Origin of the sequence: Rhodohalobacter sp. (assembly GCF_034521535.1) — a bacterium.
GTDB lineage: Bacteria > Bacteroidota > Rhodothermia > Balneolales > Balneolaceae > Rhodohalobacter.
This window is the reverse complement of the sequence record NZ_JAXHMF010000007.1, coordinates 56,524-70,414: the sequence shown is the minus strand read 5'-3', so window position 1 is coordinate 70,414 and position 13,891 is coordinate 56,524. Positions and strand designations below refer to the sequence as shown.

Below are 13,891 nucleotides of genomic sequence, written 5' to 3'. Positions count from 1 at the left end.
ATAATATAGATTGACTAAAAGAGAGAATTAATCCCTTAATAGCTTGCAGATTGCCTCTGTATAGCTTTCAGTATTTCCTTTTCCGCCAATATCCAGAGTGCACTCTTCTTTGTGCTCTTGCAGCACGGTGTAAATTGCTGAACGTATTTTTTCAGCAAGTCTGTCTTCGCCAAGATACTCAAGCATCATAAGAGCTGAAAAGAGAAGAGCTGTCGGGTTGGCAAGTCCTTTGCCCGCGATATCCGGCGCTGAGCCGTGAACCGCTTCAAACATTGCGGCGTCATCACCGATATTGGCAGCTCCTGTTACACCTAAGCCTCCAACCAAACCGGATGCAAGATCAGAAAGAATATCACCAAACAGGTTTGTTGTAACAATTACATCAAACTGCTGTGGATACATTACCATCTGCATGGCCATGTTATCTACAATCAGATCTTCGAACTCAATCTCAGGATAATCTTGAGCAATCTCTTTACCAATTTCTAGGAAAAGTCCTGTCGTCAGCTTAAGAATATTTGCCTTGTGAACAAGCGTGACTTTTTTACGGCCTCGATTCTTGGCGTATTCAAAAGCTGCGGTGATGATTTTTTCACTTGCCTCACGGGTCACTACTGCTATGCTTTCTGCATGCGTCTCTTCTTCATCCACCCAATGTTCTTTTCCAATATACAGTCCCTGAGTGTTCTCTCTGAAAAGAACCAAATCCACTTCCTGAAATGGGCTGTGAATATTCGGCAGCGACCGGGCCGGACGGATGTTGCTGTATAAGTTAAATTGTTGACGTAAAGCCACATTAATAGATCGAAAACCCGCTCCAACCGGTGTGGTAAGGGGTCCCTTCAGCGCTATACGGTGCTCCTTTATGGCATCAATTGTTTCCTGCGGTAAAGGAGTTCCCAGTTCATCATTTGCACCCTCTCCTGCTTTGCACTCAATCCAATTAATTTTAGCGCCGGCTGTTTCTAAAATTTTGGTTACCGATTTTGTAATCTCTTTCCCAATCCCGTCTCCCGGAATCAATACAATATTATGCATAAGTTAGTCAGTTATGATGATCAGTTTTATTTTGCTTGAAGATATGGATTTTAAAGCTCAGTTTTGAATTATATCCCCTTTAACTCACTCTTGCGTAAGGCTTGAGGCGATAGTCGTCAAACTTACCGTCACGTGCCTTTAAAGCTCCGGTCATTGCAATCATAGCCGCATTGTCGGTACAGTATTGAAGCGCCGGGATCATCAAATTAAGATTTCGGGACTCTGCAAAATCCGATACTTTTTTCCGCAGCATTGAATTAGCCGACACCCCTCCCGCCAGCATCACATTTTTTACACCTTCCTTTTTAACAGCGCGCTTCAGTTTTGCAAGCAATACATCCGTAATCGCAGCAGAGACGCTGGCACAAATGTCATTCAAGTGTTTCTTAACAAACTCATCGCCCTTTCTCCTGAGTGTAATAAAGCACACTTGTCTTTAACCCGGAGAAACTAAAGTCCAGTCCCTTATTGATCATCGATCTGGGAAAGTCATGGAACTCCGGATCTCCCTTTTTCGACAGTTTATCAACAACGGGACCGGCCGGATAGGGCAACCCAAGCAGCTTACCAATTTTATCAAACGCTTCTCCTGCGGCGTCATCACGGGTATCTCCCAAAAGTTCGTGGTTAAACGCTTTATCAACATAGACTAGCCGGGTATGTCCTCCGGAGACGATTAAACCAACAAACGGATAAACCTCCTCATGCTCAATGAAATTGGCGTAGAGGTGTGCGTCGATATGGTTCACCCCAATCAGAGGTTTTTTGTAGGTAAGTGCCAGACCTTTGGCAAAACTAAGTCCAACCAGCAGAGACCCCATCAATCCGGGACCTTGCGCTACGGCAATCGAATCGATTTGATCCATCGTCATACCGGCTTCTTCCAGTGCCTGCTGTACCGTTTTCCAGATTGTTTTATGATGCGCCCGGGATGCAAGTTCAGGTACAACTCCGCCAAACTGCTCATGAATGGATTGAGAAGCGATTACATTGGATAGAATCTTACCGTTCGCCCATACAGAAGCCGCCGTTTCATCACAAGAGGATTCAATTCCAAGTACTTTCATCGCGGGTATTTTAGATTTTCTTGCCGTTTTTGATGTAGTCAAAGATACAATTTAATCACACAGGGATATAAAAAAAGAAGCCCGCATCCATTGGATACGAGCTTCTTAAATTAACTGTTGATTTCAGGGACGATTACTTCTTGTCATCCTCGTCTTCGTCCACAACTTCAAAGTCTGCATCTACAGCGTCGTCACCTTCTGCTGATTCCTCAGCTCCGGCCGCGCCATCCTGTGCAGCACCTTCAGCTTGTTGCTCAGCTTCAGCCGCTTGATAGATCTCCTGCGAAGCTGCAGCCCAAACCTGGTTCAACTCTTCAATAGCCGGCTCAATCTCATCCACTTTTTCTTCTTTGTGGAGTTCTTCGAGCTTGGTTAGAGCATCTTCGATCTTGGTTTTGTTTTCATCCGAGATCTTGTCTTTATGCTCATCCAGCTGTTTGCGGGTTGAGAAGATCAGAGAGTCCGCTTTGTTGAGCGTTTCAATTCGCTCACGAACTTTTTTATCCTCTTCTGCGTGCTCTTCTGCAGCAGTTTTCATTTTTTCAATCTCATCCTCACTCAAACCGGAAGAGGACTCAATTCGGATACTCTGCTCTTTACCGGTGCCTTTGTCTTTTGCACTCACATTCAGTACACCGTTGGCATCCAGATCGAAGGTAACCTCAATTTGAGGTACTCCGCGCGGTGCCGGTGGAATTCCATCAAGGTGGAATCGTCCAAGTGTTCGGTTATCCTGTGCTTTGGCACGCTCACCCTGCAAGATGTGAATTTCCACACTGCTCTGACTATCGGCAGCCGTAGAGAATGTCTCTTTCTTGCTGGTTGGAATCGTTGTGTTTGATTCAATCAGCTTGGTCATCACGCCACCGAGAGTTTCAATACCCATGGTAAGCGGAGTAACATCGAGAAGTACAACATCGTCAACATCTCCGGTAAGAACTCCACCCTGAATAGCAGCACCTACGGCAACTACTTCATCCGGGTTAACTCCTTTGCTCGGATCTTTTCCGAAAAACTCTTTTACAACTTCCTGAATTTTCGGAATACGTGTTGAACCACCGACCAGAATTACCTGATCAATTTCACTCTTGCTGATTCCTGCATCTTTCAATGCTTTTTCGCAAGGCTTGATCGTTCTCTTAACCAGATCATCAACTAACTGCTCAAACTTGGAGCGAGTAACGTCAATGTTCAGGTGCTTAGGTCCTGAGTCTGTCGCTGTAATAAACGGCAGGTTTACATTGGTTTTTTGAGAACTTGAAAGCTCAATTTTAGCTTTTTCAGCAGCATCTTTGAGTCGCTGCATCGCCATTGGATCTTTTCTCAGATCAATGCCTTCATCTTTTTTAAACTCATCAGCCAGGAAGTTAATCACACGCTGGTCAAAGTCATCTCCACCAAGGTGTGTATCACCGCTGGTTGATTTCACCTCAAACACGCCGTCGCCAAGATCCAGAACAGACACATCAAATGTACCACCACCAAGGTCATACACAATAATGGTCTGGTCTTCATCTTTTTTGTCCAAACCGTACGCCAGAGATGCAGCAGTCGGTTCGTTAATAATTCGTTTTACATCAAGTCCGGCAATTTTTCCGGCTTCCTGTGTTGCTTTACGCTGTGCGTCATTAAAGTATGCCGGTACAGTTACCACGGCTTCTTTTACTTCTTCACCTAAATACTCCTCGGCTGTCTGCTTCATCTTTTGAAGCACCATCGCAGAAATTTCCTGCGGAGCGTATTTGCGATCATCAATCTCAACACGAGCGGTTCCGTCATCGCCTTTTACAACTTTGTAGGAAACCTGACCTATTTCATCTTTCACTTCACCGAACATACGTCCCATAAAGCGTTTAATAGAGGAAACCGTTTTATCGGGATTTGTAATCGCCTGACGTTTTGCAGGCGCACCCACTAAGCGCTCTCCATCTTTAGAAAATGCAACTACAGATGGGGTTGTTCTTCCACCTTCTGAGTTTTGAATTACAACAGGCTCGCCGCCTTCCATTACGGAAACGCATGAGTTTGTTGTACCTAAATCTATACCTATAATTTTACCCATAATATTGTCTTTATTTTACTTTTTATTCTTATAAACTGTTTACTTGATTGGAATAGACTGACTATCGCCATCCTCTTCCGAAACTTTTTTTGAAACTGAAACTTTTAGCACCCCATCATTAAAAGCAGCATTGATTGATGATGTGTCGGAATGTTCGGGCAGGGCAAAAGCTCTGGAAAAAGAACCTTGCTTGCGTTCACTTTTCACCAGCTTTTCATCATCCTCAAGATAGAGCTCCCTGTCACCGCTAATGGTTAACACACCATTTTTCAGCGTGATGGAAACCTGCTCTTTCGCCATCCCGGGCAGATCCATGATGATTGAATATTTCTGATCATTTTCTGCCACATCACAGCGAGGATGAAAGCTTACCGCGCCCTGCGCGGGTACAGCTCGTTCAACCAATTGCTGAATGTCTCTGCCGAGTTTTGATAACTGTTTTTCCAAGTCTATGCTAAAGTTGCTCATAATAGTTTTCTGTTTTAATCTATTAAGAGCAACCTCAATGCCAACCTTAATACATGTGGTTGATCACTGACGTATTGGCATGTAGATATGCGGATTTATTTGCCGTTGCCAAATTGACAACTACGATTGGGTAAGCTCGTGTAAATGTGTCCAGAATTGAGGATAGGATATTGAAGTGCACTCAGCTCCCTCAATTTCACACATACCTACAGATCGGGTTGATAAAACAGCCGCCGCCATCGCCATTCTGTGGTCGTGGTAGGAGTTAAAGCGAGACGGACGCGGAGTAAATTCTGGATCACCGTAAATGATCATCCCATCTTCCTGAAGCTCTATTTCAGCACCGGCAGTGTTTAGAATCTCTGCCATTGCCGATAGTCGGTCTGTCTCTTTATGGCGAAGCTCTTCAGCGCCGGAAATCACAGATTTGCCGTCAGCAAAACACATGGCAACCATCAGCACCGGGAGTTCATCAATGCAGTTTGGGATCAATTTGGGATCCAGTTCAATAGGATTTAACTGCGCCGGTTTGATGTGGATATCTGCCACCGGCTCTTTTCCGGCAAATGCAGAATTTGTTTGGGTAAAATTAGCGCCCATCTCTTCCAAAATGTGATAAGCACCGGTACGGGACGGATTCATACCAACCCGGTTGAGTTCAAGCTCAGCTTCCGGATGAATGGATCCGGCTACTAGCCAGAATGCTGCCGCTGAGAAATCTCCCGGAATCTGATAGTTCTGAGCAGGCAAAAGATCATTTCTGCTGCTTTGTATGATTTTCCCTGTTCCAAAAGGTTCCGTTTTTAAATCCAACAGCCTTTCTGTGTGATCCCGGCTTGGAACTGTCTCTACAACTTCGGTAGGTTCATCGCCAAAAAGGCCGGCTAATAAAACACACGACTTAAGCTGCGCACTCGCTATCGGAAGCGGATATCTCATCGGTTTCACACCCGTATGCCGTCCAATTTTCAATGGTGCAAATTTCTGTTCCCGTCCTTCAATTGCACATCCCATTTGCTGCAGTGGATCAATAATGCGTTTCATGGTTCGTGCGGAAAGTGACTCATCACCAATCAATTCGCACTCTATTCCGGCACCGGCCAATATTCCGGATAGTAAGCGCATCGTCGTTCCCGAATTCCCGCAATCCAACGGTGCATCAGGTATCTTAAAACCATCTCGGCCAACTCCTGTAATTTCAACACGCTGATCTTCTGTATGAACGGGAACGCCCAACTGCCTCAAACAGGAAAGGGTACTTTGCGGGTCTGCAGCCGTCGAATAATTCTCAATCACGCTAGTATGACTGCTTATTGCCGCAAACAGAGCCGACCTGTGAGAAATAGACTTGTCAGGTGGCATAACCAAAGTACCTGCTAATTTCTTTGCAGGTTCAGTTTTTTGAATCATAACTTAATTTCTGTTTAGAAGAGCTTGCGCTTTTTCTGCGCCTGAAGTACCCGGATACTGATCGATAATAGATTCCAATAGCGAAATGGCGTCGCCTCTCCGGCCTTCTCTAATGTGAATTTCTGCAATTTTATACTGTGCTTCAGCCACCCAAATATCGTACGCTTCGAACAGAACCTGCACCCTCGAAAATGCCTCGCGGGCGGCTTCATTATCACCTTCATTCAGATAGGTTTCACCCAGCAGATACTGAGCCTCAGCTCCAACATCGGTGGTGCTATTTTCTGCAACAAGACTGAAAAATCTTCTGGCTTCTTCAACGCGGTCGTCATCCAGCAGAACTTTCCCTAATCCGACTCTGGCAGCATCGTTGTCTTCGTCGATAGAAAGTACCTGCTCAAAATTTTGCCGTGCCTGATTTACATTGCCCATGGCCAGGTTCGCATTTCCCATACCCAGGACGCCTTCCTGCCGGTATCTTGCATCAGCCTCGATAAGTTGTTCATATCTTTCCAGAGATTCACTGTAGTTCCCTTCTTCATACTGCAGGCGGCCAAGCTCTGCCAGTGCAGCTGCAACCCGGTCAGAGTTTGGATAATCGTTCACCAAGGTTTGAAGTGCTTCAATTGCGGATTCTCTTTCATCTATTCGCACATAGGCATCTGCCATATTTATATAAGCATCAGGAGCCAAATCCCGATTGTTCGTTATTCTGAGATACTGCCTGAATTCCCCAACCGCCGCTTGATAATCTCCGGACTGCATCATGTTTTCCGCCTGTCTGAACCTCAATCGATCCGCTGTTGTGGAAGTTGGATTGTCAGACAAAAAGTCCTCAAGAATTTCTGTTGATGAATCATCCTCCCCTGCAGAAAGTTGAGCAAACTGTATTCCATTGATCGCCTCAATGATGTAGTTACTTCGCGGATAATCGTCCAGCACTTTCTTATAGGCTTCTACAGCCTGATCATAGTTTCCGGCATTGTAGTAAGAGTCACCGATGTTGTATTGAGCGCGGGCTGCCCACTCCGTTCCCGGATAGCGGTTAATCACAGTCTGAAACTCTTCAATTGCTTGATCATAATTCCCCGTATTCAGGTAGATATAAGCAACGTTATACTGGGCCTGTTCCCGCAATGTTGAATATGGATAAATCCTTAAAACCCGCCGAAACTGGGATACCGCTTCAAAATTCTGATTCATCCGGTAGTAGCTGTTCGCCACCTGGAACATCGCATAGTCGCCGCCCGGTTCGGCACCGATTGCCATATTGTAATATTCGAGAGCATCGCGATATTCTCCCTGTGCGTAATAAGCATCTCCAATTCTCAACTCTGTGTCCGTATCGTAGGGAAACAGTGCAATGGATGGTGGTTCGTAGTTTTCGAGGAAATCAATTAAGGGGCTGGTTGCATTATCAAAATCGCCCATCATAAAATAAGACCATCCCAGCGCATATTTAGCTGCACCTACAAGTTCATGATTCGGGTAATTTTCAATAAAACGTGCGTACTGATTTGCAGCGGGTCCGTAATTTCTTGTTTGATAGTGTGCATCGGCACTCCAGAAAAGAGCCTCTCGACCCAATGGTGTATCGGGTGCATCATTGTAGACTCTTTCAAATACGGGCTGGGCTTGCTGATATGCCTGATTGCTATACTGAACCCACGCACGCTGAAAACGCGCCTGACGCTTCAGCTCAGGTGCCAGCTCGGTCAGCTCTTCAGCAATATCAAAAGTCTCCAATGCGCGGGAATATTCGCCATTGGCATAGTATACTTCTCCCAAAAATGTGATGACGTCACCGGGATTTTCCAGTTCATCTGCCCGTTGAGCAAGTGGCCGCAAGGCTTCAATGGCTTCTCCGTAAAAACCAACTTCAAAAGCCATGACAGCCCATTCAAAATAGGCTTGCTCAGTGAACGGCCCGGACTGAAAACGGTCTCCAAATTCGCGAAATGTGGTTATAGCCTGATCTGATCGTCCGGCCATTTTTTCATTTGCCCCTTTATAGTAGAGTGCTTTCCGAGCGAGTTCATCATCACCCACAGCTGCTTCACCAAATGATCGGGCAGCCCAGTGATAAATTTCCTGCTTATGATATACCCAACCCAGACCGTAGTGTGCAATTCGTAAATCATCACCTTCATCTGCTGCATTAATATACTGCCTGTAAAATCGAGTAGCATCTTCATATTGTTGAAGTGCATTGTAGCTCTCTGCTATCAAATAGACTGCTTTTTGCCGATTCTCGTGGTCCAAATTTGGCAGGGCATCATTAAACGCCTCAATTGCCTCCTCAAAATTTCGTTGCTGATAATAGGATTCTCCCAGTGCGGTACCTATTCTTCTAGTCATCGGATCAAACGGATGCCTTTCCCTTAAAAGCTCAAAAGCCTCAGCCGATTCATTAAACTTCTCCTCTTCCAAAAACAGCCTTCCCCTGGCATAGAGTGCCTTGGGCGACCACTCACTTCTTCGATGATTATCTGAAAGAGTTAAGAAATACTGTCTCGCCAAATCGTAGTCACCATTCTGGGCCGATGCTTCCCCAAGCATGTAATAAAGTTCAGCTTTATCGCGGTTCGATTGCGGATAATTCAGGGCCTCATCCATTCTTTGAACTGCATTTTCTAAATCTCCCTGTTCGAAATGTAAATTGGCCAGTTCTTTTAACAGTACGGCAGAACGGTTGCTGGTTGGATGTGATTGAACAAATCGATTGACATGATGGTCCACTCCCGAAGAGTCAATTTTGATAAGAGCACGGGTATGGTAAAATTCAGCAGTTTCCTTTGCTACAGAGTTTTCTGCGTTGTTTTTTGCTGCCTCAAACAGAGGAATTGAAGACTCAAAAAGCCCCTTATCAAACAGATTAATAGCTTCCTGGAATTCTTTTTGATAGGATTCCTGATGCTGCTGAGCATTCAGCAGGGATGGTGCAAAAAGTAAGCAGGCTGTCAGAAGGATTAGGTAGAACGTTCGACTCATGTAAATTTTAGAATAATAGATTCTTTGCAAGGGGTGTAATATACCAATCAGCAAAACATCAAATCATCTTTCTATGATGATTATATAAACTATACATCCAGATAGCGCAAAAGCTCATCCGCCCGCGATGAAATGTCTGTTTGAAACAGATCATTTCGGTTTTCTGTTGTAGTATGATAGCCATGACGCTGGAGTGAAGAAACCACTGCAGACGTATCAATATGGCTAATCTTTATCGAGATACGCAGTCTTAAAGTATCATCAAGAGGCTGGTCTACAGTTAAGCCAAGAATTTTGGCACCTTCCGTCTCGATCAAATGAACCAGCTCAGAAATCGTAAAATCCTCTTTGGTTACTTCTACGGTTATTACCGATCCGGTGGTTGTGATATTGAGCATTTTTGAGAATGCCTCCAGTACATCCTTTTTCTCAACAATTCCCAAGTAAATCCCGTCCATATCCACAACAGGCAGTAACCTCACTTCAAATTCAAGCATTTTGCGAGCTACTTCAAACAGATGCTGACCTGAATAAACGTAAATGGATGAGTTGAGCTCAACGGTATTTACCTCTTGCGAGTCATCCGGAATATCAGCGATATCCTCAAACGAAATCATTCCAACCAGTTTCCCGGTTGTTACTTCTCGAACAGGTATTCGTGTAGTTTGCCACGCATCCATCTTGGCTAAAGCCGCAGAAATTCTATCCTGTGGTGCGAGCGGGGTAAATTCGGTATTTAAGAGTTCTCTAGCTAACACGTTATTGTGAGTTTACCGGTTGAATTTCAGCCAGAATGCTTTCAAAACGATCGCGTTCGGCTTTTGATACACTGCCTTCTACTGTTACGTGATTTCCTTCAAAATGTTCGCGGTCAATTACAGCAACTTCATGAAGATACGCAACGGCTTTATAATGCGACATTGGCACGTCGTATGCAAATTCCACATAGTCTTCTTCAATCAAGGATTTTAAACGCTCTTTCAATTTTCCTAAGACCAATCCCTCTGGCTGCAGATACAAACACCGCTCCGGGATACTCTTTTTTTAAACCTATGAGTTCATTTGGCTCAAGGCGATCGATCTTGTTAAGCACCAAAACCATCTTTTTACCCTCAATCTCAAGCTCTTCGAGAGTATCATTCACCACATCAATATAATCTTCCAGAAGTTTACTGGAAGCATCTACGACGTGCATCAGAATATCCGCGTCACGAACCTCATCCAGTGTAGATTTAAAACTTTCTATGAGGTTATGAGGAAGCTTTCTTATAAAACCAACCGTATCAGATAGCAGTATTTCGTGATCTTCCACTTCAAGACGCCTGACGGTGGAGTCAAGAGTTGCAAAAAGTCTGTCTTCCGCCAATACATCCGTGTCTGTCAGCGCATTCATGAGTGTAGACTTGCCCGCATTCGTATAGCCAACCAATGAGACCCGGTCAATTCCTTCTCTGTTTTTTCGCTGAGTTGTACGCTGGCGATCCAACTTTTCGAGCTTATCCTTGAGTGTGGATATCCGCTTGCCGATTAATCGACGGTCGGTCTCAATCTGAGTTTCACCCGGACCTTTCGTTCCAATTCCACCTGTTTGACGGGATAAGTGAGTCCAAAAACGGGTCAATCTTGGCAGCAAATATTGAAGCTGGGCCAGTTCAACCTGAGTTTTTGATGCGGCTGTTTTCGCCCGGGATGCAAAAATATCAAGTATGAGTCCGCTTCGGTCCAATACTTTGTTGTCTACAGTCTTTTCAATATTTCTGATCTGTGTCGGGCTCAGATCATCATCAAAAATAAGTACGTCTGCATTTTTCTCAGACACTATAGATTTCAACTCTCTTAATTTCCCGGTTCCCACAAATGTAGTAGGATCGGGATGAGGGCGATTCTGAAGCACTTTTTCAACAGTATCAGCTCCGGCCGTATCGGCCAGTAATTCAAGTTCTTCAAGATACTCCTCGGCCAGCCATCTAGGAGTGTCTGCTCCGTAAATACCTACTAAAACTGCTTTCTCTTTGCTGAGAGATGGTTTGCGTATATCTTCTAACAAATTATTTTGTGTGTTTTATAAAAATTCAATCGAAAGCTTTGATATCGAACGAAGTACCTGTGACCGGCGACATGGTTTTTCCAATCTTTAAAGTAACGAGCTTATCAAATTTAGAACATTTCTCATCGGGAACTAGCAGTTCAAGCCGTATCAAGCGACTATTTTTTGTTTTCAAACGGCCATTCTCTTCATAAATAAAAATGTACTCCGAACCTTTTTCTGTTGGCTTTTCAACATAGTCGCGAATTTGATGCCACGCTATGGTTTGTGACGGATCGTTCACATTTTTAACAATTCCATGGTCGGTTACATAAACTTTTGTGGAAAAGTAACTGGCTAGAAACCAGCTTAATCCCATCCAGCTATAGCTTCCAAGGATGATATTGTATTGACTCATCTCCATGCTCCATACGTATCCTCCAACCACTATGCTGAAGGAAAGAAACAGGGTTGAAAAAAGCGGGTAGCCAAAAAGTTTGCCGCATTTCCAGCTAAGCCTGATGTTTCTCAGCCGCCATGCATTCGCGATGGAGTATGCGGCCAACAGTGTAGCTCCTAATGTAAAGAGCGACAGCAGGAGCACAAATAAACTGTATGTATCGGTAGTGATATTCATCTATTGCTAAATAATTTCAACTTTATATAAACGGGCGATAAATGACTCTGCGATTAATAATATAATGGCCGAAATGATAAACCAAAACCAAATTTCTTTGCCAAAGGAAGCTGACTCCAATTCTGAATAAAATGATTGTCTGTTGTCATCAGATTGAATCACTGATAGATTTTCAAAAACTGATTCCAACTTATTCTCAATCTCTGTTCTGTTTAACGAATTTAATAGTGATTCCATTGCATCCTGATTCACAGAAAAATGCTGTTCCCGGTCTTCTGATACAATTTTACCAAATCCCGGTTCCCACTCCTTTCCATCATAAGATATTACTGTACCTTCAAACCTTTGCGCAATTTCCGGAACGAATGTTTCACCATCTTTTTCTATCTCAGCATAATCAACAGATTGTCCTATCACCTTCTCGAATCTTTCGCCCAGTTTATGATTGCTAATTTTTGCCCCCTCTCCCCTGGCCAGATATTCAACCGTTCTGAAAAAGAAAGGAGCAAAGAACGGTTTAATTGGAAAATTAGACCACCCCGGATCACTCCCTATTGCAGAGAAAATCATTCTTCCATTTCCGATATTCTGTTCCTGCAGCAATATTTGTCCCGACCTTGTTGATAAAATCGGAAATGATCCGCTCAAAGAACCCTCCTCTATCTGGTAGAGATAAAACAGTTCAGGCACGTTTAACCGAACGGTTTCTCCTTCGCTAATATCAAAAATAGAGTCAATAATCGGATGACTATCATCCGGTTCGGCCATCCTGTCAATCACATCAAATGAGCCGTATGAACCAATCACGTCGATATATCTTCCCGCATTACCGAACCCGAGCATTCGGTTGTAGCTGTTGATATCGCCATCAGCGGCCGGCAGCAGCAAAGCACCACCGCCGTTTTGTACAACGTCCAACACCGTTTGTGACAGATAATCGGGGATTGATTGCAGCCCATCCAGAATTAGTGCATCGTAGTCATATAAAATGTCAACATCCAGATTTTGCAACTTGTAAAACGAGATATTAAACCGATCCTCTTCTTGTGCCATAACTTCCAGCATGGGTGTTAGATAAGACTGAAATCCCTGATTTCCGTTCTCCTCAGAAATTACAGCTACAGAACGGCTGTCAGGCAGCTGAATATTTACATAATAACGATCGTCGTACGTGAGCTCATCCCCTTCAATAAAAACTTCAGCTGCGATACTTTTATCGTCGGAATATGTAACCGGAAACGTATACTCTTCAGTTTGACCGGCTTCGAGTTGAATGGCCTGCTGGCTTATTAACTCCCCATCAATAGATAAATTTAAAAATTGATTGCGTGCTTCGCGGTTTCCATAGTTCCGGATGTTTACGCGCAACGAAAGATCTTCCACCCCATCTAAAACGGAGCTCTCTAAGTCCACTGATTCAACTCCGGTGTTGGCCGGTTCGGCATTGCCAACCGTGATGAACTGAACAGACTCTTGCTGATCCGGAAATGATAATTCCGCCAGTTCATTCAGCTGCGTTTCCTGCCCATCAGAAATAATAAAGATCTGTTTGTTTGGCTCCGGTGCTTCCTCTAACCTGCGAAACGCATTTTCAAGCCTGTCAACAAGGTAGTTCCCTTTATTTTCTATAGTGAAATCCGATAGCCTGACTTGTGCGCCGGATGCCGAAACAAAGGGAAACGGCAAGGATTCTCCATTCGTAACATTCAATAAAATTCTGTCATCAGAATCTGCCATTCCAATCAGTTCTTCAGCTATTTCTAAAGCTTGATCGAAGTAGGGCCCATTTTGATCCACCTGCTGCATGGATGGACTGTTATCTACTAACACAACGATTGCTTTGGGCTCACCGTCACTCATCAAACCTCCAAAGCTGCCCGGCAGTAAAGGTCGAGCGGCGGCCAGAACAAGCATCAAAATAGCCAGCATACGCACAGCCAGAAGAAGCAGCCGTTTGAGCTTTAATCGTTTTAAAGCAGTCTGTTTCAGGCTGTCAAAAAAAGCAAGAGTTGAAAAGCGGACTTTTTTTGGTTTCCGCACGTTCAGCAAGTAAATCAACAGCGGTATGGCTGCTGCAGCCAACGCAATTAGAAACAGTGGATTTAAAAAGCTCATTACACGAAAAGTTTATACCTTTACAGCCTTCCCATTTGAAACATTTCGAACGAATGGGTACTAAGCTATGGTATTAA

General features: G+C 44.1%; 10 protein-coding genes and 1 pseudogene. All 11 read right to left on the bottom strand.

From position 1 onward, the window contains the following. Positions 1-27: 27 nt before the first annotated feature. Positions 28-1,038, bottom strand: a complete 1,011-nt coding sequence (locus U5K35_RS17170; protein WP_322572748.1) for an isocitrate/isopropylmalate dehydrogenase family protein — start codon at positions 1,036-1,038, stop codon at positions 28-30. A gap of 79 nt (positions 1,039-1,117) precedes the next feature. After that, a pseudogene (gene tsaD / locus U5K35_RS17160) lies at positions 1,118-2,105 on the bottom strand (tRNA (adenosine(37)-N6)-threonylcarbamoyltransferase complex transferase subunit TsaD). Between the two features lie 133 nt (positions 2,106-2,238). Continuing rightward, positions 2,239-4,167 (bottom strand): molecular chaperone DnaK, encoded by a 1,929-nt coding sequence (gene dnaK / locus U5K35_RS17155; protein WP_322572745.1) that lies wholly within the window; start codon positions 4,165-4,167, stop codon positions 2,239-2,241. A 39-nt stretch (positions 4,168-4,206) separates the two neighbouring features. Next, positions 4,207-4,635: an Hsp20/alpha crystallin family protein gene (locus U5K35_RS17150; protein ID WP_322572744.1), complete on the bottom strand. Its 429-nt coding sequence runs from the start codon at positions 4,633-4,635 to the stop codon at positions 4,207-4,209. Between the two features lie 120 nt (positions 4,636-4,755). Continuing rightward, positions 4,756-6,045, bottom strand: coding sequence for a 3-phosphoshikimate 1-carboxyvinyltransferase (gene aroA / locus U5K35_RS17145; RefSeq protein WP_322572743.1), 1,290 nt, complete (start codon positions 6,043-6,045; stop codon positions 4,756-4,758). A gap of 3 nt (positions 6,046-6,048) precedes the next feature. Beyond that, positions 6,049-9,036 carry a tetratricopeptide repeat protein gene (locus U5K35_RS17140; RefSeq protein ID WP_322572742.1) on the bottom strand — a complete coding sequence of 996 codons (2,988 nt, stop codon included), beginning with the start codon at positions 9,034-9,036 and terminating at the stop codon, positions 6,049-6,051. An 89-nt stretch (positions 9,037-9,125) separates the two neighbouring features. Next, entirely contained in the window at positions 9,126-9,794 is a 669-nt protein-coding gene (locus tag U5K35_RS17135; protein ID WP_322572741.1) for a CBS domain-containing protein, read from the bottom strand. Position 9,795: 1 nt separating this feature from the next. Further along, positions 9,796-9,999, bottom strand: a complete 204-nt coding sequence (locus U5K35_RS17130; protein ID WP_322572740.1) for a hypothetical protein — start codon at positions 9,997-9,999, stop codon at positions 9,796-9,798. Next, the gene (gene hflX, locus U5K35_RS17125) at positions 9,992-11,083 is read right to left on the bottom strand and encodes a GTPase HflX (RefSeq protein WP_322572739.1); all 1,092 of its coding nucleotides are present in this window, start codon (positions 11,081-11,083) and stop codon (positions 9,992-9,994) included. Before hflX ends, U5K35_RS17130 begins: the two co-directional genes overlap by 8 nt. 25 nt (positions 11,084-11,108) lie before the next feature. Further along, the gene (locus tag U5K35_RS17120) at positions 11,109-11,699 is read right to left on the bottom strand and encodes a hypothetical protein (protein ID WP_322572738.1); all 591 of its coding nucleotides are present in this window, start codon (positions 11,697-11,699) and stop codon (positions 11,109-11,111) included. 6 nt (positions 11,700-11,705) lie between these two features. After that, complete coding sequence (locus U5K35_RS17115; RefSeq protein WP_322572737.1) at positions 11,706-13,814, bottom strand: BatA domain-containing protein; 2,109 nt, start codon at positions 13,812-13,814, stop codon at positions 11,706-11,708. Positions 13,815-13,891: the final 77 nt, after the last annotated feature.

Bases quoted from the DNA above. Each gene is read 5' to 3' on its own strand.
- U5K35_RS17170 (WP_322572748.1), bottom strand. From the start codon at position 1,038: ATGCATAATATTGTATTGATTCCGGGAGACGGGATTGGGAAAGAGATT.
- dnaK (WP_322572745.1), bottom strand. From the start codon at position 4,167: ATGGGTAAAATTATAGGTATAGATTTAGGTACAACAAACTCATGCGTT.
- U5K35_RS17150 (WP_322572744.1), bottom strand. From the start codon at position 4,635: ATGAGCAACTTTAGCATAGACTTGGAAAAACAGTTATCAAAACTCGGC.
- aroA (WP_322572743.1), bottom strand. From the start codon at position 6,045: ATGATTCAAAAAACTGAACCTGCAAAGAAATTAGCAGGTACTTTGGTT.
- U5K35_RS17140 (WP_322572742.1), bottom strand. From the start codon at position 9,036: ATGAGTCGAACGTTCTACCTAATCCTTCTGACAGCCTGCTTACTTTTT.
- U5K35_RS17120 (WP_322572738.1), bottom strand. From the start codon at position 11,699: ATGAATATCACTACCGATACATACAGTTTATTTGTGCTCCTGCTGTCG.
- U5K35_RS17115 (WP_322572737.1), bottom strand. From the start codon at position 13,814: ATGAGCTTTTTAAATCCACTGTTTCTAATTGCGTTGGCTGCAGCAGCC.